Here is a 20075-nt window from a genome sequence, read left to right as displayed (position 1 = left end):
GCGCTTTGCCCGCCGCCCAGAAGTGGTAGATCGGTTGAGACACTCAGGAAAACAAATGAGTACCTCAGACCCTCGGCCTTTCGGCCAAAAGGTGGCAATGCGGCTGATCAAAAGCCCCCTAGGCCTAAAACTCTCGGCACAGGGAAGAAAGAAAGCCGCTCACAAACAACTGGATAATGCCGTTAACGAAACCGTCTTGATACCGCGACAGGACGGAACCAGCGAGGTGCGGATACGGGTCTACAAGCCCGCTAACGCGAAGAGACCGTTACCTATCGTTGTATTCTTCCATGGCGGTGGGTACGCGACCGGTTGGCCGGAACGCCATCACGCGTTTTTTCACCGACTAATGGTATCGCGGCCCTGCATCATAGTTGCCCCGGCTTTCCGACTATCGATTGAAGCGCCTTACCCCGCGGGACACGACGATTGCTATGATACCTTACTCTGGGTACGTGACAATGCAGAGCAATTGGGTGGCAACGCAGACAACCTTATTCTGGCCGGTAACAGTTCGGGAGGTGGGCTGGTTCTGTCGACAGCTCTGCGCGCGCGGGATTCCGGAGACATAAAGATCGCGTTCATAATGCCGTTCTATCCGATGATCGATGACCGCGCGTCCAATTGGACCAAGCTGCCGAGGAACAAGATCACGTGGACGCGCGAACACGGGGTACTTGCATGGCACTTGTTGCTACGCGAACTGCGGTCGCAAAAGCGATACGACATCCCGGCCTACGCGGTTCCGGCATTGGCCGAAGATGTCTCAGGCCTGCCGCCTGCACTTGGCTATGTCGGTGATTTAGACATACTTCGGGCCGAGGCCGAATTAATGGCCGATCGGATGAAACAGGCGGGTTGCCGCGTCACCTTCCGCACATTTGACGGGGTTTTCCATGCGATGGAAGACAGCGCCCCGCAAACGCCTCAGGCTCGTGAAGTGCACCTTTGGGTTTCTACCGAATTCGCGCGCATGGTGGACAGTTACTGCTCGGTGTGAGCAGCGATCCGAGTTCGTAGAGCAATTGAATGGCCGAAAGTGTCAAACAATTGACCGATGCAACGCTATTGCAACGAGAACCCTTTGACCATTTTGGCGACAGGGAGGAATGCGATGCAGTTTGATTATGTGATAGTTGGTGGAGGTTCAGCGGGATGTGTGCTGGCCAACCGTCTCACGGAAAACCCGGACGTTACTGTCTGTTTGCTGGAAGCGGGCGGCAGTGGGGATAGTATCCTTGTCCGCATGCCAGCCGCTGTCGTGGCCATGCTTCCGGGAAAGCCCGCCAAGATCAATAACTGGGTGTTTGAAACCGTCGAGCAGCCGGGGCTGAACGGGCGCAAAGGTTATCAGCCGCGCGGTAAGGCTCTGGGTGGCTCCAGCGCGATCAACGCCATGCTTTACGTGCGTGGTCAGCGCGAGGATTACGACGAATGGGCAAATCTGGGCTGTGAGGGTTGGGATTGGGACAGCATTTTACCCTACTTCAAAAAGTCAGAAAACAATGAGCATGGCGGCAATGACATGCACGGTGGCTCGGGTCCCCTGCAGGTCTCGGACCAAAAAGAGTCGCGTCCAGTTACTCAGGATTTCATTGAGGCCGCCAAGCAACTCCAAATTCGCGAACGCAAGGATTTCAACACCGGCGACAATGAAGGCGTCGGTTACTATCAGGTCACGCAATTCCACGACACAGCCAAGAATGGCGAACGGTGTTCGGCCGCTGCAGCCTATCTGTTTCCGGTCATGGATCGACCGAACCTGACGGTTATCACCAAAGCCCATGCCAAGGGTCTGACCTTTGACGGCAAACGCGCGACAGGTGTGGTTTACAAGGAAAATGGCAGGGGCAAGGATATCGAGATCAAAGCCGCGCGCGAGGTCTTGCTGTGCAGCGGTGCGCTGAAGACACCTCAGTTGCTGCAACTGTCCGGCGTTGGTGACCCCGCGGATCTTGACAAGCACGGGATCGAGGTGCGTCACAACCTTCCCGGTGTGGGCAAGAACCTGCAGGATCACATGGACTTCACGCTGGCCTACAAATCGGCTGATACCAACAATTTCGGCATTGGCCTTTTGGGCGGCATGAAGCTGATGGGTCACTTAAACCGCTGGCGCAAAACCGGTGTATCGATGGCGGCCACCTGCTTTGCCGAAGGCGCGGCGTTCCTGAAAACCTCGCCTGACTTGGATCGCCCTGACGTGCAGCTGCACTTCACCATCGCGCTGGTCGATGACCACTCACGCAAACTGCATTATGGCTACGGCTTCAGCTGCCATGTGTGCAAACTGCGCCCTGAAAGCCGGGGCTCGGTCACGCTGAACAGTGCGGACCCCTTCGCCATGCCCGCCATTGATCCGGCCTTTTTGGCCGATGACCGCGATCTTGAAACGATGATCAAGGGCGCGAAACTAACGCGGGAGATTCTTGAGGCTCCGGCACTGGCGAAGTACCGCAAGAAAGAGATGTTCGGTACCGAAAACGCCAAGACGGATGCGGATTGGGAAAAACACATCCGTTCACGTGCAGACACGATCTATCACCCGGTGGGCACCTGCAAGATGGGTACCGATGACATGGCCGTTGTAGATCCGCAGTTGCGGGTACGTGGGCTTGAGGGACTTCGCGTGGTCGATGCGTCGATCATGCCGAACCTGATCTCAGGCAACACCAACGCGCCCACCATGATGATCGCCGAAAAAGCCGCCGACATGATTAAGGCCGCAAGCTAACGCAAAACTGCGCGCCGATCGCGGTGCGCAGGAACAAGAGGAAAGAAGATGAGCACCAACGTTGTTCTGAAAAACATGGATGAGATTCTGGCGTTCGAACAGACTCCTCTGCAGGATCGCAATCTGCCGCGGACCACCTATGAGGCGCTGCAAAAAGGGGCGGCCATCAACCCTGACGCGCCTGCGCTCAGTTTTTTCCTGAGCGCGGCCGCGATGCGCACGCCCTATACGCTGACCCACGGGCAACTGCTGGCGCGCATCACTCAAACCGCCAACGCGCTGCGTCGGATGGGCCTGGGTCGCGACAATGTGGCGGCCTATATCCTGCCCAACATGCCCGAGACGCATTTCGCCATCTGGGGTGGTAGTGCGGCTGGTGGCATTCTGGCCATCAACCCGCTGATGGAAGCCGATCAGATGGCCGATTTGCTGAAAGGTGCGGGCGTCAAAATCCTGATAACGCTGGAGCAAACACCGGGCGTCGATATCTGGGAAAAAGCCAGTGCTGCAGCCAAGGATGTTCCCTCGCTTGAACATATCCTGCTGGTCAACTTTGCCACCTATATGAAAGGCGATGGCGTGTGGCGCGACGCGATGCCGCTGCCGCCCGTTTCGGCCACGATCGAAGGTCGCGATGACATCAGCCTGACCCGTCTGCTGGACGAGATCGCAGGCGAAAATGCGAGCGGTCTGGATTTCGAAGGCCCTAGCCCCAACGACACCTCGACCATGCTGTGTACCGGTGGCACCACCGGCCTGCCCAAGATCGTGCGCCGAACCCATTTCGGCGAGGTTTATAACTCGTGGTGCCCCAGCTTGTATGTCGGTGCCGAAAACGTAGGCCCCGGCACCGCCGCGCTGTGTGGCCTTCCGCTGTTTCACACCAACGCCATGCTGGTGACAGGTCTGTTGCCCTGGATGCATGGTGGCCACGTCGTGCTGGCCTCTCCCTCAGGCTATCGCGGCGATGGTGTGATCGCCGGGTTCTGGGACATGGTGGAACACTACGGCATCAGCTCCTATTCCGGTGTGCCCACCATCTACGGCGCGCTTCTGCAGATGCCGCATAGGGACAAAGACCTCAGCTCGTTGCGCTTTGGGGCCTGCGGAGCCGCGCCCATGCCGGTTGAGCTGTTCAACACCTTCGTCAATGAGACGGGCGTCAAGATCATCGAAGCTTATGGCATGACCGAAGGCGTTCTGGCCTCGTCCATGAACCCAATCACTACGGACAATCCACGCATTGGATCGATTGGGATGCGCTTTCCCTATCAGGATATGAAAATCGCCATCCTGGACGACAATGACGAATTCGTTCGCTGGGCTGATGTGGATGAAGCCGGGGTGATTTTCATCACCGGGCCGAACGTGTTCGACGGCTATCTGATCGAAAGCCAAAACAGGGGCATCTGGCTGGAGCAGGACGGCAAGCGCTGGTTCAACACCGGCGATCTGGCCCGGTGCGACGCCGAAGGCTATTTCTGGATGACCGGCCGCAAGAAAGAGCTGATCATCCGTGGTGGACATAACATCGACCCCAAGATCGTCGAAGAGGCGATGCACAAGCACCCTGCCGTGGCCATGGCTGCCGTGATCGGTCGCCCCGACGCCAAGGTGGGTGAGGTTCCGGTCATGTACTACCAGAAATCCACCGGGGTCGATGTTGACCTGGCTGATCTGGCCGCCTTTGCGCAAGAGCATGTCTCGGAACGTGCGGCGGTGCCGAAGGACTTTGTCAGCCTCGACGCCCTGCCGGTGACCGCCGTGGGTAAAATCCACAAGGTCACGCTGAACATGTTGGAAATCGAACGCACCATCCGTAAACTGGCGGGTCGGCACGCAGCCGAGATCGGATCACTCGAGGTGGTGCAGGATTCCAGCCGCGGCATCGTAGCAAAGCTTTCGCTGAACAGTGGCGAGGATGCGATGCGTCACGCTTTGGGTCAGTTCACTTTCACTGTGGATATGTAACGCCATTCATCAAAATCAGCGGGTCGGCCGGGGAATCGCGGGAGGCGAGGCAGGCGGACCCGCGTTCCTAAAGAGGGAGGAAAACAATGGATTTCGCAATCAACGTGGTGGTGCCGACGGCGCAAGCCTTCATCATGTTCTCATTGGGGCTTGGTCTGGAAATCGACGATTTCCGCCGGGTGTTCCGTCGCCGCACCGCCTTCGCCATCGGGGCATTCTCGCAGATCGTTCTACTGCCGATTGCTGCGTTTTGCGTCATAATGGCATTCAATCTGCCGCCGGTCATGGCGGCGGGATTAATGCTACTCAGCTTCTGCCCCGGCGGTGTCAGCAGCAACGTTATTACCAAACTATCGCGTGGTGATCTGGCGCTCTCGGTTTCGATGACTGCGGTCACCAGCGTCATGGCCTTCATCACTGTACCACCGCTGGCCACGTGGTCGGTTTTGTATTTCATGGGCGAAAGCGCACCCGATTTCTCGTTTTTCGAGATAGCGATCTTCACCTTCCTCGTCACAACTTTGCCCGTCATAACCGGCATCATCGTGCGGCACCTCTTCAACAACATGGCGCGTAGGCTGGAGCATCCGCTTCAGAATACGGCAGTCGTCTTTTGGGCGCTGCTGATCCTCGCGTTATTTGTGGCAAACCGAGATTTGATCATCGCGTACATGCCCACCCTCGGGTATTCGACCATGACCCTGCCGTTGGTGCTGATGCTAATTGGCTTGGCTTTTGGTAAAATTCTCGGGCTTAACAAGAGCGAGGGCAAAACGGTTGGTATCGAAACCAGCGTCCAAAACTCGCCTCTGGGTATCACACTGGCCATTGTGATCACTGGCACGAGTACTTCACTCGGGGAAGTCCCCATGGCGCTGCCTTCGGCTTTGTATTCGATCACGATGTATCTGGTCGTTCTGCCATTCATGTTCTATTTCCGCTGGAGAAGTAGAGGTGACGCAATGGAAAGCGTCGCTGCAGAGTGACGCATCTACGAGCAGAAATGGACAACCAAGAGAACTAACAAAATCACCAAGAGCCTGCCCGCTTAGGGCAGGCTGAGTGTTTAACCCAGATGGGATAGTCTTGCTTCCACAATGCGTTAGTCTTTGTTGCGCTTGAAAACCCACGGCCAGAACCAAGGTTGCAGGAACTCACGATATGAAGACAGCAATCACTGAAATGTTTGGAATTGAGCATCCAATGATTCAAACCGGAACGCACTGAGCAGGAATTGCGAGACTGGTGACCGCCGTTTTAAATGCAGGTGGTTTGGGCACCATCACGGGGCTGACGCAAAAGACGCCCGCCGACCTCGCCCATGAGATCGCGCAATGCAAGGACGTGTCCGATAAACCAGCCGCCGAGAACGTCAACTTCCTGCCAACGGTCAACGCACCGGACTATCCGGCGTTGATCAAAGTGATCATTGATGGCGGCGTGGAAATTGTTGAAACCGCTGGTCGCAACCCCGCACAGGTGATGCCCTATCTTAGGATTGCCGTTGGCTCAATGGTTGCTGATGACTGGCCTCGACCTGAAGCAGACATTTCTAAACTTAAGGCTGAGCGCGAAGCTGAAAATCACTTTAGCTGCATCGTTTGTTAGGTACTGTCTCAAAAATTGACGCTGTTTTACTTGGCTAGAACCGGTGTTCGCTCAGCTGCTTGACTGGAATTGCGGGAAGCTAGTTCGAAGAAGAGCTATGAGAAATATATTCAGCTAGGACCGCTCTGCTCCCATTTTTCCAAATCCCGTCTAACCAATGGTCAAAGGCTACGGTAAACTGTGAGCCATCGCCGAATTCCCCGCAATACAGGTCCTGCGCAAGCCAAAGTCCGGGATTAGTTTTGGCTGCTAGCGCAGTTTTTCTCAGATCTTCCCAAACAGGATCATTGGCGGCGATTTCTGAGCCATCCTCGCGAATCCCAGCGCACATCCTGCACCATAAAGCTTCAGCTAGAGCCAGTCCGTTTATGGAAGCGCCTGAAGCAATTGCATCGCGTATCGACGGCAGCACGAACCCAGGGTGACGCGCCGATCCGTCGAACGCGACCCTGCGCGTTGTGTCGTGAATTGCCGTGTTTTCAAATCGACGTTCAACCAGCCCAAGGTACTCTTGCGGGGTCGTTCCAGGAACAGCGTCGACATGGGGTAGAATTTCTTCGATTTGAACTTTTGTAAAAAACGCAAGTATGTCGGGGTCTTGCATGCAGGCTGAAATCGTCGGGACATTTAGTATCTCGCCAACATTCGCAAGCAGTTGGTGGCCTCCGTTCAATATGCGTAGCTTCTGTGCCTCATATCCGTGAACATCCTTGGTCAGTGTGACCCCAACCTGTTCAAAAGGTGGACGCCCTGCACAAAAGTCATCTTCAATGACCCATTGGCGAAAGTTCTCATGTGAAACTGGGGCGTGGTCGTCAACGCCAAGCGCGTGGCATTGAGAAATCACTTGATCTGTAGTCGCTGGCACGATGCAATCTACCATCGAATTGGGAAATGCGCCGTTCCGGTCGATCCAATCGGCTAGATCAGGGTCCGACAGGCGCGCTAACCCTACGATACAGTTTCGAAGGATAGTGCCGTTGCCCTGCAGGTTATCACAGCTCAGCGCGGTGAAGGGGCTCAAGCCATTTGCACGACGTATCCCGAGCGCTGCGACAATGGCGCCGAAAGCAGTTCGGGGGTGATTTGGGTTTGCCGCGTCATGGAGAATATCATCGTGATCCGTAGCGAAAGCGCCGGTATTGGCATCCAGAAAATAGCCGCCCTCAGTCACAGTTAAAGATACAATGCGGATAGACGGATCAGCCATCCCGCGGACCAGTGCAGCGTTTCCTGCCTCAATCGGCAGATAGTCGATCATCGGGCCTATGACTTCCGCCGATACGCCTTTGGGGTCTAGCTCAATCAGTGTGGTCAGGTAGCCCTGCGCTAGCAGCCTCTGGCGCATTTCGGCGTCATAACCGCGTACTCCTGCTCCGATGATGGCCCAATCGCGGGCCTTGCCTTGCTGCATGAGCTGATGAATGTACCAAGCCTGATGGGCACGGTGGAAATTACCAAGGCCGATATGAACGATACCGGGCGTCAAGTCCGAATGCTGATAGCTAGGAGTTCCAACGGTAGATGGCAGCTCTGCAAGCTTGTCTCGCCGCAGTTGGATCGGTGGGGTTGCGTGTGTCACAGGGCTCATCAGCTCATCCAATTTCCGCCATCGACATTGTAGGTTTGTGCAACGATGTATTTTGCCTCGTCCGAGGCGAGAAACACCGCCATCCCCGTCAGGTCTTCGGCCCGGCCCATGCGGCCGTAGGGAACTTCTGCGGCCACTTCTAATTTCTTCTGTCCGGGGGGTTTTCCTTCATGTTTTGCGAAGAACGCATCTACCCCGTCCCAGTGCTCGCCATCCACCACACCCGGAGATATGGCGTTCACATTTATCCCATGTGCGATCAGGTTCAGCCCTGCAGATTGAGTCAGGGAAATGATCGCCGCTTTGCTAGCGCAATAAACGGCGACCAGAGGCTCACCGCGCCGCCCTGCTTGTGACGCCATGTTGATGATACGGCCCTTGGTGCCATGCGCGATCATGTGGCGCGCGACGGCCTGCATGGTGAACAAGGCGCCGGCGACGTTGATGTCGAAGACTCGTTGGTAGTCGGCGCCCTCAATCTCAACAATCGGGGCGGCAGTGAAAATAGCTGCGTTGTTGATCAATATATCGATCGGGCCGAATTGAGCTGCGGTGCAGGCGATGGCGTCGTCGATACTCGGCTGGTTTGTCACGTCCATTTCCACGGCCAAAGCCGCAGTACCGATCTCAGTCGCGGCTTGCTGCGCACGCTGGATGTCGATATCGGCTATGGCGACACGTGCTCCCTCCGCAACATAGGCTTTCGCAAAGGCCAGCCCTATGCCGCGCGCGGCCCCAGTAATCAGGGCGGTTTTGCCAGCCAGACGTGTCATTCGATCCGCAAGCCTTTGGCATCAAACCGGTGTATCACATCGGCGCGTGGTGTCAGGTGAATGCGGTCGCCGTGACGGAAACCGACCTCGCCATCAGCGCGGACAGTGATTGTGTCAGCCAGCCCGGTCTCGTGGACATGGAAAAATGTATCCGAACCCAGATGTTCGGAAACGCTCACCACCCCGGACCAGTCCCCTTCGGTTTCTGAGACTGTGATATGTTCAGGCCGTATTCCGATGGTCTGAGCACCGTGTTTTGCGGCCTCGTCGCCCTCAATGAAGTTCATTTTTGGGGAGCCAATGAAACCCGCAACAAACAGGTTGCGCGGTGTCCGATACAGCTCTAGCGGGCTGCCAACTTGTTCGATTACTCCGGCCTGAAGGACGACGATCTTGTCGGCCATCGTCATGGCTTCGACCTGATCATGGGTCACGTAGATCATGGTGGTGGCGAGGCGTTCGTGCAATTCGCTAATCTCCAGCCGCATGCCGACCCGCAGCGCCGCGTCGAGGTTCGACAAAGGTTCGTCGAACAGAAATGCCGCCGGTTCGCGCACAATCGCGCGCCCGATGGCAACCCGCTGGCGTTGGCCGCCGGATAGTTGTCCTGGACGGCGGTCCAGATAGTCGGTCAGGTTCAGGACGCTGGCGGCGCCTTCGACGCGCTTGTCGATCTCGGCCTGATCCAGTTTCGCCATACGAAGGGGAAAGGCGATGTTCTTGCGCACGGTCATATGGGGATACAGAGCATAGGACTGGAACACCATCGCCAGCCCTCGTTTCGCGGGCGGGACATCGGTGGCGTCCGCGCCGTCAATGTCGATAGAGCCCGAGGTGATATCCTCCAATCCAGCGATCAGACGCAAAAGGGTGGATTTACCGCAGCCTGAGGGGCCGACGAAGACGGTGAACTCGCCATCTTCGATGGTCAGGTCCAGTGGCGGAATGACCTGCACATCGCCGAAGCTTTTGGTCACGGACTTGAGTTGAATACGTCCCATGTGTCGTGTTCCTTATTTCACAGCGCCGAAGGTCAGGCCGCGGACAAGTTGTTTCTGGCTGAACCAGCCAAGGATCAGGATTGGTGCGATTGCCATTGTCGAAGCTGCGCTAAGCTTGGCAAAGAACAGGCCTTCGGGGCTGGAATAGCTGGCGATGAAGGCCGTCAGCGGGGCCGCGTCGACGGCAGTAAGGTTGAGGGTCCAGAATGCCTCGTTCCAGGCCAGGATGAAGTTCAGCAAAACGGTCGAGGCGATGCCGGGGATGGCCATGGGGGTCAGCACATAGAGGATTTCCTCTTTCAACGTCGCCCCGTCCATCCGCGCGGCTTCCAGAATTTCGCCGGGGATTTCACGGAAATAGGTGTAGAGCATCCAGACGATGATCGGCAGGTTGATCAGCATCAGGACAACGACCAGCCCTCCGCGCGTATCCAGCAGGCCCAGCCGAATGAACAGCAGGTAGATCGGGTAGAGAACGCCAACTGCAGGCAACATCTTGGTGGACAGCATCCACAGCAGAATGTCCTTGGTGCGCTTGGACGGCACAAAGGCCATTGCCCATGCGGCGGGCACCGCGATGATGACACCCAGAACAGTCGAGCCTCCGGCGATAATGACCGAATTCCACAAGAATCGCATATAGTCCGAGCGTTCCTGCACGATGGCGTAGTTTTCCAACGTCCAGTTGAAGTTCAAAAACAGCGGTGGGCTGGCGATCGCCTGCGCCTCGGTCTTAAAGCTGGTCAGGATGGTCCAGAGGATCGGGAAAAAGATCAGCAGACCAACGGCCCAGGCCAAGGCGGTATTGAGCGATTTGCGGCGGGTTGTGACGGTGCGGGCCATGGTCTTACCTCCTCACGCGTCCAGGTTCTTGCCGACGATGCGCATCAGGAAGATCGCTACGATGTTGGCTAAGATGATTGCATAGACACCTCCGGCTGATCCGAGACCAACATTCTGGCTCTCCAACACACGCTGGAAGATCAGGTAGGTGAGTGTACGGGTGCCGAATGCGCCGCCGGTGGTCACGAAGATCTCGGCGAAGATCGACAAAAGGAAGATTGTCTGGATCAGGATTACGATGGTGATCGCGCGGCTCAGATGCGGCAGAATGATGTGGTAGAAGCGCTTCAGAACCGGTGCGCCATCCATTTCGGCCGCTTCCAGCTGTTCGCTGTCCAGAGATTGGATAGCGGTCAGTAAGATCAGCGTCGCAAAGGGCAGCCACTGCCACGAGACGATCATGATGATCGAGGTCATGGATGCTTCGGACAGCCATGAGACTGGCTCGGCCCCGAAAAAGCGCCACAGATGCGCCAGCAGGCCGTTGACCGGGTCCATGAACATGTTCTTCCAGACCAAAGCGGACACAGTGGGCATGACGAAGAATGGAGCGATTACAAGAATGCGGACAACACCTTGACCCCACATCGGTTGATCCAAAAGCATCGCGAGAAGGATGCCCAGAACAACAGTGATGACAAGGACCCCTCCGACAATCACAAGTGTTGCTTGAACTGCCGGCCAGAATGAACTGGATGAAACAAATCGAACATAGTTGTCTAAACCGACCCAGCCCAGATCACCGCCCCGCAGAGGCAGGTACTTCTTGAAGGAAAAATATAGCGTCATCGTCAGCGGCACGAGCATCCAGCCAAGTAGCAGGACCACTGCAGGTGCCATCATCAGGCGAGCAACGGATCGGGAATGTTGAGTAGCCATAACGCAAACCCTCTCTGTTCAGGCGTAACTCAGCCTGCGAGAAAAACGCGAATTGTGGAAGGGTAAGGCGGGGGGCAGATTACTGCCCGCCCGCGGGGAGAAGACCTCAGTACCCTGCGGCTTCCATTTCTTCTGCGGTAAACGCCTGTGCCTTGGCCAGTGCTTCCTCGACCGTTTGCTGCCCGGCATAGACCGCCGAGAACTCTTGGCTGACCTGGGTCGCGATGCCTGCGAATTCCGGGATCGCAGCGAACTGGATACCAACATATGGAACCGGCTTGACCGTCGGGTTGTTCGGATCAGCGGACAGGATCGAGTCCAGCGTCATCTTGGCAAACGGGACCTTCTGATATTCCGGATTCTCATACAGAGAGGTGCGCGCACCCGGCGGAACATTTGCCCAACCTTCGTTTTCGGCAACCAGCTCAATGTAGTCTTTGGACGTTGCCCATTCGATGAACTGTTTGGCTGCGTCTTCTTGCTGTGTGCCGGCCGGAATAGCCAATGCCCAAGCCCAAAGCCAGTTGGAGCGCTTGCCTAAACCGGTGTCAGGTGCCAGTGCAAAACCAACGCTATCCGCTACGGTCGAGTCTGTGGGGTTGGTCACAAATGACGCCGCAACGGTTGCGTCGATCCACATGCCGCATTTGCCCTGCTGGAACAAGGACAAGTTCTCGTTAAACCCGTTTGTGGCATAGCCTGCGGGACCAGATTCCGACATCATTTCAACGTAGAAATTCAGCGTGTCGGCCCATTCTGGCTGGTCGAACTGGGGCTTCCAGTCTTCGTCAAACCAGCGCGCACCAAACGAATTGGACATGGCTGTAATGAACGCGCCGCCTTCGCCCCAACCGGCTTTGCCGCGCAGGCAGATCCCGTTGATGTCAGCGTCACGGTCGGTCATGGCCGCCGCGGCCTCTTTGATGAATTGCCAGCTTGGCGCTTCGGGCATCTCCATGCCTGCTTTTTCCATCAGGTCGGTGCGATACATGATCATCGAGCTTTCGCCATAGAACGGTGCCGCGTAGAGCGTCCCTTCATGGCTCAGGCCGCCTGACATTGCGGGCAGGATATCGCCAACGTCATAGTCCTCGGACAGACCATCCAGCGGAACCAGCCAGCCGTTCGCACCCCAGATCGGGGTTTCGTACATCCCGATTGTCATGATGTCGAACTGACCGCCCTTGGTGGTGATGTCGGTGGTGACGCGCTGGCGCAAGACGTTCTCTTCCAGCGTCACCCACTCGACGTCAATTCCAGTCGCTTCGGTAAATTTGTCTGTATAGCCCTGCATCCGGATCATATCGCCGTTGTTTACAGTCGCGATAGTGATGGATTGCGCATGGGCCGCTGCCGTTGCGACGAAAGTCATTGCAGTCGCCGCACGAAGTGCGTGCTTCAGATACATCCCTGTCCTCCCTGAGCTTGGATGTCGTGCAGAGAGGTTAGATCGCAAATTGTCGCGCAGTCAATAAAAACTTTACGCGCGTTAATTTTGTAATGTTATGCGGATTCTCTTAAAACCAACCGAGCTGGGAATAGAGTCTCCGTCCGATTTTCAAATTTCCCTCCGTTTTCAATGAGTTCGAAAAGCGTTTCGACGCTTCGCGCCGCCACATTATCATAATCGTGCGCCGCGGTAGTCAGTGACGGGCAGGTAAATTTTGCAAAGGGATGATCATCATTTGAAGCCACACGCAAAGCGCAATCGTCTTTTCGCCCGACGCGAATCCCCTGTTCAAAGCACGCCGCCAGAAAGCCGATGGCCAATCGGTCATTGCTGCACAGAACTGAATCCGTGCGCAACTTGCGTTCATCCAGCACCTTGAGCGCACCGAGCCGCCCAATCTCTTCAAAGGCCCAACCTGTACCTTCGATTTTGATCACATGCGGCTCAAAACCCAGACGTTCCATCACCTCGATATAAGCTTTTCGCCGTTTGTTTGCATTGGGGTTTGCAGGTGTCCGCATTTCGAAGAACGAAGGCGGCTCTCCAGTACGGGTCATGTATTCCACGGTCTGAGACACAAAGCTGAAATTATCGGACCCTATAAATGCGGCGCCCAAACCGTCGAGGTTGCTGTCAAACAGAACTGTCGGCACGCTAGCGCAGAATTTCTCAATTGCAGATTTGTCTGAGATACGCCCCAAGGGCGCAAACAACACGCCTGCTGGTTTCAAAGATTGCAAACCGTCCAGGATTTCGTTTTCCAACTTTTGTTCACCGTGAGAGCTGAACAGAAACGGGCGATACCCCGCTGCGATACAGCTTTGCTCAAGATACCGCGCAATTTCCGCAAAGAATGGATCGGCCAAATAGGGCACGACGATGCCAATATTCTTGGTCAGTTTACGGTTCTGGTTCACAGCATAGATGTTCGGACGGTAGTCAAACCGCTCCAGCGCCTCTTCGATGCGAGCCCTCGTCGATGGGCGAACACTGTCTGGATCGTGGAAGTATTTAGACACAGTGGGACGCGAGATCCCGCTGAGGGCTGCGAACTCTTCCATATTCTTTATCTTGGTCATGCCAGTCTGCCTGCGGATCTCAGCCGCCTTGATCTTATCCTATTTTTACATATTCTTTGCGCGCGCTAAAAAGATCAATAGCAAGACAAGTTCCGGACTTTTGTGCAGGTAAGGGGTTTGAATGTATCTCGGGATCGATATCGGCACGTCAGCGGTCAAGCTTGTCTGCGCGGATTCCAGTCGAATTCTTGCAACGTCTTCGGTGAGTATAAAGACCTCCTCTCCTAAACCCGGTTGGTCAGAGCAGCACCCAGATCTTTGGTGGCAGGCGACACGCGACGCCTTAGGCCAGCTTTCTGGAGAAGTCACACTGTCGGAAGTGAAATCCATCGGGTTGTCAGGTCAGATGCATGGCGCCGTTTTGCTGAACCGCGATCTGCGCCCAATCCGCCCGGCAATCCTGTGGAATGACAGCAGAGCGGCGCAGGAATGCGACGAACTGCGACAGGCCTTGCCGCAGATTGGTCGAATCGCTGGGGTCCTTCCTTTGCCGGGTTTCACCGCGCCCAAGATTACATGGCTAAAACAGCATGAGCCAAAGCACTATGCCCAACTGGCTCACATCCTGCTGCCCAAGGACTACATCGGTTTACGGCTGCATGGCGAATTGGGAACTGATACGTCCGATGCCGCCGGTACAATGTGGCTCGATCAGGCGTCGCGTGGCTGGCACGCAGGTATCGCCGAAGCCACGGATTTAGACTGGGATTGGCTGCCGCAGGTGTTCGATGGGCATAGTGTCGTTGGGACTGTGACAGCGCAAGCCGCGACTGAGACCGGCTTGAAACGTGGAACTCCAGTTGTTGCCGGAGGCGGAGACGCAGCAACAGGGGCTGTGTCTTTGGGCGCCACCGAACCGGGTCGCGGATTTATATCCCTGGGGACTTCTGGTCAGCTGTTTGTGGCAGATCGAAGCTACAAGCCAAACCCCGAACGCTATGTGCATGCTTTTGCGCACACACTGCCCGACCGATGGTATCAAATGGCAGCAATGTTGAATGGTGCACGGCCGATTTCATGGATAGGCAGCCAGTTGGAACTGTCCGCGGCCGAGGTTGTCGCGCTTGCTGAAACGGCCAGCAGGGATCGAGTTCCAGTCTTTCTACCTTATCTGACGGGTGAGCGCAGCCCTCATGGCGACCCGCATATCCGAGCCTGTTTCTTTGGACTGGAGGATTCCACAACACGCGCAGACATCTGCCGTTCCGTGGTAGAGGCGATTGCTTTCTGCTTTGCCGATGCGGCGCAGAGTTTCGGAGGCACAATCGAAGATTTGCCGGAGCTCGCAGCGATAGGAGGAGGTAGCAAATCAGATCTGTTGTTGAGGCTGATCGCGACGGTGACCGGAAAGCCAATTGTGCGGTCAGCTGGGGCAGATTCCGGTCCGGCTTATGGTGCGGCAAGGCTGGCAGCTTGGGGTGTAGGCGCTTTGGAAAGAACTGATCTTGCAGTTCAACCTCCATCAACCGACAGGTTTGAGCCCGCAGATCTGGCGCCGTTGTTCGAAAGATTGACGCGGTTTCGGCAGCTTTACAAGGCCGTCCGTCTGACCGAATAGTTGTCAGCACTTTCAATAAAATCTACGCCGCTTTTTTCCCGCAGCGGGATCATTGCTGTATTAACAAACAAGAAAATCTTAAATACGCAGGTCGCTGATGCTCTAATTGACAGAGCGGACGGCAGCAATGTCCGAACTTAAATCCTTGGTCACCGTTGAATGCAAGCAGGTGGGACGAACGGCGGCCAAACCGTTTGCGACCGCTACATACGCATAGCTTTTCTTGGATAGCCGTTGACAAGACCAAACGTCACCAGGTGATGCGTATAGGTGACATCGCCCAGACCATTGTCGCTTCTTTTTCTGTCTTGTTGCGAAAGCGGTGCGCGATCATGGACGGGTAGGAGAAGCTATCTCCTTCACGCAAAGAAATGGTCTCGTCCCTGAGACGCAGTTCAACTTCTCCGCTTAGGACGATGGCGTGTTGCTCACCTTCAAAGGAATACCCTTCCAGCGGCTCGGGCGGTTGTCCTGCGCCGGGACGGAATCGCGACAGTATCAGGTAACACTGGCCGGACAACGTGCTGGAAAGTAGTTCGTCCTCAAAGCCCAGTTCATCTGTTGACCGCGTATACATCGCAGACAGCGCCCTGCGGTTTTCGCGTCGCACGACGTGCTTGCGTTCCAGCGGACCTTCTCCCGCCTGTGTGGGAAAGAACCAACCCGGGTCAACAGCCATCGCATCGCTGATTTCTGCAAGCAGGTCCTCTGATACCTTGGCCGCGCCAAGTTCAATCCTGCTGAGATAGGCTTTGGAACATGACACCGCTTCGGACAGGTGCTGCAGGGTCAGTCCACGCGCTTTACGCACTTCGCGAATTTCACTGCCGAGCCGTTGGGCGTCAGTCTGGGACACGTCATTTTTCATGTCTTCAGGATAAATGATTTCAGTTGACTTTTCGATACAAAATCAACTTAGTTGAAATATAGGACAAAAATCAACCACGCTTGGACTGCACGGGAGGAAGCTATGCGCTTTGATTTGATTGCCAATTTCAGCCCCGGCGAGACGATTCCATGGGCGCGCACGCTGGAAATGATCCTCGAACAGTGTTCCTTAGCCGAGCAGGCTGGTTTCACGACCGCATGGTTTACTGAGCATCACTTTGCTCACAATGGCTATATGAATGCGCCGCCCAACCCGATCCAGATGGGTACGCATGTGGCCGCGCACTGCAAGAAACTGCGGGTTGGCACAGCCCCCATCATCTTGCCCGATTGGCACCCCCTGCGTGTCGCCGAAGATGCTGCAATGTTGGATAATATGACCCAAGGCAGGTTTGATTTTGGCGTTGCCAAGGGCATTAACGAACGCTCGACCGTCCAGTTCAAAAAGGACGCGGACCGGCGCGATAATGCTAAGGTGATGCGACTGTATCAGGAAAGCCTTGAGATTATCCTGAAAGCCTGGACCAACGAGGCGTTCACCCATCACGGTGAGTTCTATCAGTTCCCGGTCCCCGGATGGAAAGAGACCAACCGGTTCTTTGATCCTCTGGACCCGCGCTACCACGACGAAGACGGCGAATACAAAGCGATGTATGTGCATCCGCGCCCCTATTCCAACCCTCATCCGCCGGTCTGGCTGATGTCGAACGCTCCGCCCACGTTCAAACTGGCGGGCGAACGTGGCTGGGGCGTGATCTCGATGGCGGCGGGTCCCAAGGCAACGCTGGCCTGTTGGGAGCCTTATCGTCAGGCTCTGTCGCAACGCGAAGGGCGTGAAGTAAAGCTGGGCGAGGGCGTTGGTGTTTGCACGGCGTTTTATGTCGGTGAAAGCATGGAAGAGGCGGTGAACACCATTCGCGGCCCGATCAATGCCTATTACGAATTCCTCGGCGGATCGCGTCCCAAAGGGGAATGGACCAAGCATGGCTATCTGGATGTCGGTGAACAGATGACGCCCGAAGATGAGGATATGGACTGGTTCGACTTCCTCAACAAGCGCGGGATCATTGTGGTGGGCGATGCCGAATACGTTGCGGATCGCTTTGCCGAGCGGCAGGAAACCATCGGCCTCGATCACCTCATGCTGATGCAGCAATATACCGGTGTGGCTTACGAGAAAATCCTGGCCAGCTGGCATCGCCTGTTCGAATACGTGGTTCCAAAGTTCGGCACGCAATCCATCGCGCAAAAAAGGATGCTGGAACATGCTTGAAATATGGGGACGTCCCTATTCATCGAATGTGATTCCGGTGATCTGGACAGCGAATGAGCTGGGGTTGGACTATACGCTGCAACTGGCCGGCGGCAGCTTTGGCAAGCTCGACACTGAAATGTACGCGCAGATCAATCCTAACAGGATGATCCCGGCGATCCGGGATGGCGACTTTGCATTGTGGGAAAGCCTCGCCATCGTACGTTATCTCTGTGACCGCTACGGTGCGGGAACGCTGAGCCCGTCGGACGTTCAAACCCGTGCGACTGCGGATCAGTGGATGGAGTGGTCGGCAAGCCGCGCCTTTGGACCGGTGATCTACCTGTTCTTCGCGACGGTGCGCACGCAGCTGGACCAGCGCGACCCGGAAAAGATCGCAAAGCTGCGTGATGAGGCGCATGAGACCCTGACACTTCTGGATCAACACCTTGCGGATCGTGCCTATGTCTGCGGGGACAGCTTTACGATGGCCGATATTCCCCTGGGCTGTGTGGCCTATCGTTACTTCAACGTCGAGGTCGACCGCCCGCCCTTGCTCAATGTCGAGGCCTGGTACCAGCGACTGGCGACCCGCCCCGCGTACCGCGATCACGTCATGCGTCATTTCGGGACCAACCCCGATGAATGGGCTGCGCTGGAAAAAGCCTGTACCAACGAAGGGGTGCTATGATGGACGTCCGAGACTATCGCCGCGCCCTTGGTGCCTTTCCGACGGGAGTGACCATCATCGCCACCTATGACGCGGACGGTGCGCCATGGGGCCTGACCGCCAATTCCTTTACTTCGGTCTCACTGCAGCCGCCGGTTGTCTCGGTTTGCGTCGCAAAGTCCGGCCGTGTCTTTCCGGCGCTGGCGCAATGCGATCATTTCGCCGTCAATATCCTGTCGGCCGATCAGAAAGACCTGGCGATGCACTTCGCCAGTGATGTCGAAAACCGGTTTACCGATACCGAATGGACCGCTGGAACCGCGTCCCCGCTGATCCCCGGAGCGTCGGCACAATTGGAATGCACGGTTCACAGCAGGGTCGATGCCGACGATCATGAAATCCTTCTGGGTCGTGTCGTAAACTACATCCAGGTGCCCATACCCCCACTTGTCTATTGCCGTGGCGCATTTTTCTCAGCACCCCAACCCGAGGCTCTGCCATGAAAGATCATCTGACCTATCACACCCGCTTCAGTCCTGATGAGTTCGACGCGCAATACAATCTGCGGGCAGGGCGGCCTGACTATGAAGAGACTGTCATTCCCGCATGGAGCCGCGACAGCGAGGCCGCGCGCGCCACATCCGATTGCAGCCTCGATATCCGCTATGGCGAAGGTGAGAAACAAAAGCTCGATGTTTTCCGCTGTCCGGATTTGGATGCCCCAACACTGGTGTATGTCCATGGCGGCTATTGGCAACGCGGCGACAAGTCGATTTACAGCTTCATCGCTCCGCCCTTTGTCGCGGCAGGGTGCAATGTTGTAATCGTCGGCTATGACCTGTGCCCATCGGTAACCATCACGCATATTTCCGAAGAAATCCGCGAAGCGATGGCTTTTATTTGGCGCAATGCGCGTGATTTGGGTCTTAATCCATACCGTATCACCGTGATGGGTCATTCAGCTGGCGGCCATATTACGCAGATGATGATGGCGACCGATTGGCCCTCGCTTGGCGACGATCTTCCTGCAGACCTGATCAAATCCGGCATCCCGGTGTCCCCGCTCAGTTATCTGGAACCGGTGCGCCTGACTGAAGCGCTGAATGCCGGTATCCGGATGACGCCGAAAGAGGCCGAAGCGGAAAGCCCGATGACCAACCACCCGCCAATCACGAATGCACCGCAGCTGGTCGTTGTCGGTGGCGCGGAAACCGACGAATTTCACCGGCAAGCTCGGATGTATGCCGAAAAATATGGGACCGCAGACCGCGAGGTCGGCCTCTACATCGTCCCGGACGTCGATCACTTTGACGAATTGAACGTGCTTGTCGACCCGGCAAGCCCGTTCTTCACGCACACTATCGATATGCTTCAAGGAAAAGGACCGCAATCATGACCGCTTTGACCCGAGCCCTCGTCGACGCCGTCGGCGACGCGTTTAATGCCAATGATATCGATGCCGTTATGACGCATTTCGCAGACGACGCCACATTTGATCACGCCGTCGGCCCGGACGTGCATGGCGTGCGTCTGGAAGGCGCCGAAACGATCCGGGGTGCATTTTCTGCGCTGTTCGAAAAAGTCGAAAACGTGCACTGGGAAACGCTGGACTGCGCGATCTCGGGCAACAAAGCCTACTGTGAATACCGGCGCACCGCGACGCATAAGGATGGCTCGAAAGAAGAGTTCCTCAGCGTCGACATCCTGACCTATCGCGATGGGCTAATTGTGCACAAAGACACCTATTACAAACAACGGACAAGCTGATCAGTTCACTT

19 protein-coding genes are annotated in these 20075 nt (G+C 56.1%); 11 read left to right on the top strand and 8 right to left on the bottom strand.

The window, feature by feature from the left end; all coding sequences use genetic code 11:
* The first annotated feature begins 55 nt into the window (after nucleotides 1-55).
* From ACR0DX_RS21330 to ACR0DX_RS21310, 5 genes are all read left to right on the top strand, one after another.
* Nucleotides 56-1000 (top strand): alpha/beta hydrolase, encoded by a 945-nt coding sequence (locus tag ACR0DX_RS21330; RefSeq protein ID WP_480847315.1) that lies wholly within the window; start codon nucleotides 56-58, stop codon nucleotides 998-1000.
* Nucleotides 1001-1114: 114 nt separating this feature from the next.
* The gene (locus ACR0DX_RS21325) at nucleotides 1115-2734 is read left to right on the top strand and encodes a choline dehydrogenase (protein WP_170356281.1); all 1620 of its coding nucleotides are present in this window, start codon (nucleotides 1115-1117) and stop codon (nucleotides 2732-2734) included.
* Nucleotides 2735-2782: 48 nt separating this feature from the next.
* Complete coding sequence (locus ACR0DX_RS21320) at nucleotides 2783-4705, top strand: acyl-CoA synthetase (protein WP_170356282.1); 1923 nt, start codon at nucleotides 2783-2785, stop codon at nucleotides 4703-4705.
* Nucleotides 4706-4791: 86 nt separating this feature from the next.
* The gene (locus ACR0DX_RS21315) at nucleotides 4792-5691 is read left to right on the top strand and encodes a bile acid:sodium symporter family protein (RefSeq protein ID WP_170356283.1); all 900 of its coding nucleotides are present in this window, start codon (nucleotides 4792-4794) and stop codon (nucleotides 5689-5691) included.
* Nucleotides 5692-5950: 259 nt separating this feature from the next.
* Entirely contained in the window at nucleotides 5951-6313 is a 363-nt protein-coding gene (locus ACR0DX_RS21310) for a hypothetical protein (RefSeq protein WP_480847312.1), read from the top strand.
* Nucleotides 6314-6392: 79 nt separating this feature from the next.
* Here ACR0DX_RS21310 and ACR0DX_RS21305 read toward each other — a convergent pair whose 3' ends face one another.
* The 7 genes from ACR0DX_RS21305 to ACR0DX_RS21275 form a co-directional block, all read right to left on the bottom strand.
* Nucleotides 6393-7904 (bottom strand): mannitol dehydrogenase family protein, encoded by a 1512-nt coding sequence (locus ACR0DX_RS21305; RefSeq protein WP_170356284.1) that lies wholly within the window; start codon nucleotides 7902-7904, stop codon nucleotides 6393-6395.
* Nucleotides 7904-8677, bottom strand: a complete 774-nt coding sequence (locus ACR0DX_RS21300) for an L-iditol 2-dehydrogenase (protein ID WP_480847310.1) — start codon at nucleotides 8675-8677, stop codon at nucleotides 7904-7906. Before ACR0DX_RS21300 ends, ACR0DX_RS21305 begins: the two co-directional genes overlap by 1 nt.
* Nucleotides 8674-9678 carry an ABC transporter ATP-binding protein gene (locus tag ACR0DX_RS21295; RefSeq protein ID WP_170356286.1) on the bottom strand — a complete coding sequence of 335 codons (1005 nt, stop codon included), beginning with the start codon at nucleotides 9676-9678 and terminating at the stop codon, nucleotides 8674-8676. Before ACR0DX_RS21295 ends, ACR0DX_RS21300 begins: the two co-directional genes overlap by 4 nt.
* Before the next feature lie 12 nt (nucleotides 9679-9690).
* Complete coding sequence (locus tag ACR0DX_RS21290; protein ID WP_170356287.1) at nucleotides 9691-10521, bottom strand: carbohydrate ABC transporter permease; 831 nt, start codon at nucleotides 10519-10521, stop codon at nucleotides 9691-9693.
* A 12-nt stretch (nucleotides 10522-10533) separates the two neighbouring features.
* Entirely contained in the window at nucleotides 10534-11400 is an 867-nt protein-coding gene (locus tag ACR0DX_RS21285) for a carbohydrate ABC transporter permease (RefSeq protein ID WP_170356288.1), read from the bottom strand.
* 106 nt (nucleotides 11401-11506) lie between these two features.
* The gene (locus tag ACR0DX_RS21280; protein WP_170356289.1) at nucleotides 11507-12808 is read right to left on the bottom strand and encodes an ABC transporter substrate-binding protein; all 1302 of its coding nucleotides are present in this window, start codon (nucleotides 12806-12808) and stop codon (nucleotides 11507-11509) included.
* A gap of 95 nt (nucleotides 12809-12903) precedes the next feature.
* Complete coding sequence (locus ACR0DX_RS21275) at nucleotides 12904-13929, bottom strand: LacI family DNA-binding transcriptional regulator (protein ID WP_170356290.1); 1026 nt, start codon at nucleotides 13927-13929, stop codon at nucleotides 12904-12906.
* 121 nt (nucleotides 13930-14050) lie between these two features.
* Between ACR0DX_RS21275 and xylB the strand changes: the two genes are divergently transcribed.
* Nucleotides 14051-15487 carry a xylulokinase gene (gene xylB / locus ACR0DX_RS21270; protein WP_170356291.1) on the top strand — a complete coding sequence of 479 codons (1437 nt, stop codon included), beginning with the start codon at nucleotides 14051-14053 and terminating at the stop codon, nucleotides 15485-15487.
* A gap of 250 nt (nucleotides 15488-15737) precedes the next feature.
* Here the strand turns inward: xylB and ACR0DX_RS21265 are convergent, their stop codons facing one another.
* Nucleotides 15738-16355: a helix-turn-helix domain-containing protein gene (locus ACR0DX_RS21265; protein ID WP_480847306.1), complete on the bottom strand. Its 618-nt coding sequence runs from the start codon at nucleotides 16353-16355 to the stop codon at nucleotides 15738-15740.
* 102 nt (nucleotides 16356-16457) lie between these two features.
* On the opposite strand from ACR0DX_RS21265, the gene ACR0DX_RS21260 reads away from it, so the two are divergent.
* The 5 genes from ACR0DX_RS21260 to ACR0DX_RS21240 are packed head-to-tail and all read left to right on the top strand — an operon-like array spanning nucleotide 16458 to nucleotide 20064.
* On the top strand, nucleotides 16458-17648 hold the full coding sequence (locus ACR0DX_RS21260) for an LLM class flavin-dependent oxidoreductase (RefSeq protein WP_170356292.1): 1191 nt from the start codon (nucleotides 16458-16460) through the stop codon (nucleotides 17646-17648).
* A complete protein-coding gene (locus tag ACR0DX_RS21255; RefSeq protein ID WP_170356293.1) occupies nucleotides 17641-18318 on the top strand; it encodes a glutathione S-transferase in 678 nt (225 codons plus the stop codon). Before ACR0DX_RS21260 ends, ACR0DX_RS21255 begins: the two co-directional genes overlap by 8 nt.
* Entirely contained in the window at nucleotides 18318-18800 is a 483-nt protein-coding gene (locus ACR0DX_RS21250) for a flavin reductase family protein (RefSeq protein WP_170356294.1), read from the top strand. The genes ACR0DX_RS21255 and ACR0DX_RS21250 overlap by 1 nt, the downstream gene beginning before the upstream one ends.
* Nucleotides 18797-19693, top strand: a complete 897-nt coding sequence (locus tag ACR0DX_RS21245) for an alpha/beta hydrolase (protein ID WP_480847303.1) — start codon at nucleotides 18797-18799, stop codon at nucleotides 19691-19693. The genes ACR0DX_RS21250 and ACR0DX_RS21245 overlap by 4 nt, the downstream gene beginning before the upstream one ends.
* Complete coding sequence (locus tag ACR0DX_RS21240) at nucleotides 19690-20064, top strand: nuclear transport factor 2 family protein (protein WP_170356296.1); 375 nt, start codon at nucleotides 19690-19692, stop codon at nucleotides 20062-20064. Before ACR0DX_RS21245 ends, ACR0DX_RS21240 begins: the two co-directional genes overlap by 4 nt.
* Nucleotides 20065-20075: the final 11 nt, after the last annotated feature.

Source organism: Ruegeria sp. D3, from assembly GCF_056534465.1.
This window is presented reverse-complemented; position numbering and strand designations above follow the sequence as displayed.

Coding starts and splice junctions, on each gene's coding strand:
- ACR0DX_RS21330 (WP_480847315.1), top strand. CDS start 56: ATGAGTACCTCAGACCCTCGGCCTTTCGGCCAAAAGGTGGCAATGCGG.
- ACR0DX_RS21325 (WP_170356281.1), top strand. CDS start 1,115: ATGCAGTTTGATTATGTGATAGTTGGTGGAGGTTCAGCGGGATGTGTG.
- ACR0DX_RS21320 (WP_170356282.1), top strand. CDS start 2,783: ATGAGCACCAACGTTGTTCTGAAAAACATGGATGAGATTCTGGCGTTC.
- ACR0DX_RS21315 (WP_170356283.1), top strand. CDS start 4,792: ATGGATTTCGCAATCAACGTGGTGGTGCCGACGGCGCAAGCCTTCATC.
- ACR0DX_RS21305 (WP_170356284.1), bottom strand. CDS start 7,904: ATGAGCCCTGTGACACACGCAACCCCACCGATCCAACTGCGGCGAGAC.
- ACR0DX_RS21300 (WP_480847310.1), bottom strand. CDS start 8,677: ATGACACGTCTGGCTGGCAAAACCGCCCTGATTACTGGGGCCGCGCGC.
- ACR0DX_RS21295 (WP_170356286.1), bottom strand. CDS start 9,678: ATGGGACGTATTCAACTCAAGTCCGTGACCAAAAGCTTCGGCGATGTG.
- ACR0DX_RS21290 (WP_170356287.1), bottom strand. CDS start 10,521: ATGGCCCGCACCGTCACAACCCGCCGCAAATCGCTCAATACCGCCTTG.
- ACR0DX_RS21285 (WP_170356288.1), bottom strand. CDS start 11,400: ATGGCTACTCAACATTCCCGATCCGTTGCTCGCCTGATGATGGCACCT.
- ACR0DX_RS21280 (WP_170356289.1), bottom strand. CDS start 12,808: ATGTATCTGAAGCACGCACTTCGTGCGGCGACTGCAATGACTTTCGTC.
- ACR0DX_RS21275 (WP_170356290.1), bottom strand. CDS start 13,929: ATGACCAAGATAAAGAATATGGAAGAGTTCGCAGCCCTCAGCGGGATC.
- xylB (WP_170356291.1), top strand. CDS start 14,051: ATGTATCTCGGGATCGATATCGGCACGTCAGCGGTCAAGCTTGTCTGC.
- ACR0DX_RS21265 (WP_480847306.1), bottom strand. CDS start 16,355: ATGAAAAATGACGTGTCCCAGACTGACGCCCAACGGCTCGGCAGTGAA.
- ACR0DX_RS21260 (WP_170356292.1), top strand. CDS start 16,458: ATGCGCTTTGATTTGATTGCCAATTTCAGCCCCGGCGAGACGATTCCA.
- ACR0DX_RS21255 (WP_170356293.1), top strand. CDS start 17,641: ATGCTTGAAATATGGGGACGTCCCTATTCATCGAATGTGATTCCGGTG.
- ACR0DX_RS21250 (WP_170356294.1), top strand. CDS start 18,318: ATGGACGTCCGAGACTATCGCCGCGCCCTTGGTGCCTTTCCGACGGGA.
- ACR0DX_RS21245 (WP_480847303.1), top strand. CDS start 18,797: ATGAAAGATCATCTGACCTATCACACCCGCTTCAGTCCTGATGAGTTC.
- ACR0DX_RS21240 (WP_170356296.1), top strand. CDS start 19,690: ATGACCGCTTTGACCCGAGCCCTCGTCGACGCCGTCGGCGACGCGTTT.